This is a genomic window from Candidatus Obscuribacterales bacterium (genome assembly GCA_036703605.1).
In the GTDB taxonomy this organism is placed as follows: domain Bacteria; phylum Cyanobacteriota; class Cyanobacteriia; order RECH01; family RECH01; genus RECH01.
Map to the genome: position 1 here is coordinate 1 of DATNRH010001169.1, position 1329 is coordinate 1329.

Below are 1329 nucleotides of genomic sequence, written 5' to 3' on the forward strand. Positions count from 1 at the left end.
CGCAGGCCTGATTGACTTTGGCGATGCACTGGTGTCAAAGACAATATATGAGGTGCCACACGACACCAACCCCAACCTATACCGAGGGGATGGGAAGAAAGGGCGGAGAAGGAATGGGGGAGATCCCGCGACTAGAAATGGGTTGTTGGGCTTGGGCCTCCCCTCTACCCACAAGTGTGTTCTATTTTACCTCTAGCTTGCCATTGCAGCTACGTATGGAATGTTCTACGAAGACAATCCAATTCTGGCCTGTAAGTGTGAGTGGAGGAAGGTCTGGGTTGGGGTCAGCAGGGGGTGCGGGAGGGGTTAAGCGGAAAGTTCCTCCCTAATCCTCTCGTTTCCTTTCCTCTCCTTCCTCCCCTGCCTCTCCCGGCTCCTTCCTACTTCACGCTGCCTTGAGCCTCGCTGGCCGCTTCCTTGCTTTCACGGACTTACCAGCAAGTAAAGGAGATGGTGCTGGGCTACCACGGGAGCTTTGGCCTGCTGCGCGATGAGATAGCAGTGCTGTATCCGCTAACATTGGCACGCATGTGTATGACTGTAACGTGCGCTGCCCAGAAGCTGGCTGAAGACCCTGCTAACACGTACGTCGCCGTGAGCTGCGCCGATGCATGGCGCTGCTTAAGGTTCGCCTTCAACGGTAAGAAGTAGAACAACCGCTTGCAAGCCCTACACTGACAACTTGCAAGCTCCGCTGACAACTTGCAAGCCCTACACTGACCACTTGCAAGCCCTACGTTGCTAATCTCTCTCCAAGCTTTACCATCTGGTCTTGTCTGCAAACCCTTGCAATTCGTTTCGATCTTGTGGAACTCCTCTTCAGTCTTCCCTTTCTTTACGTTTCGATCTTGTGGAATTGCTCTGGAGTCCGCCACATGTCGTCACGCTGACCGTCTAGGTGGTGCCGAAACCCACCCACGCTTTGTGGAAAGGCTGTTGCTACACGCAATCCACCTAGAGAAGTTTGGCGTTCCGCAGTCGGTTGCAGTGTTCCACCCTCTGGCCATTAAAGAGTCTGTGGCCGTGGTGGACCAGAGTCCAGGCCGCCTCTGCAAAGATGTACAGCCTGTAGAAGGCCAAGTCTTACTAGGCCGCTACGACGAGCTGCGCCGCAACGCCCACCCTCTCTCCTGGGCTGCCGGTAAGGTCTTAGAGGGGCTAGGGCCAGGACTACATACCGGACAAGGGACTGGGGACAAAGGATAAAGGACTAGGGACAAGGAGGGCTAGGGAGTCTAGGGCTAAGGCTAACGGGGGCTCTAGCAGGGTTAGGGTAAAGATATAATATCACCCCCCCCCCTCTTAATTCTAGATGAGGAAGGACCAGAG

General features: G+C 54.9%; 1 protein-coding gene. It reads left to right on the plus strand.

Annotated features, from left to right (window positions below; all coding sequences use genetic code 11):
* Nucleotides 1–936 precede the first annotated feature (936 nt).
* A complete protein-coding gene (locus V6D20_24285) occupies nt 937–1206 on the plus strand; it encodes a hypothetical protein (GenBank protein HEY9818900.1) in 270 nt (89 codons plus the stop codon).
* The last annotated feature ends 123 nt before the right edge of the window (nt 1207–1329 follow it).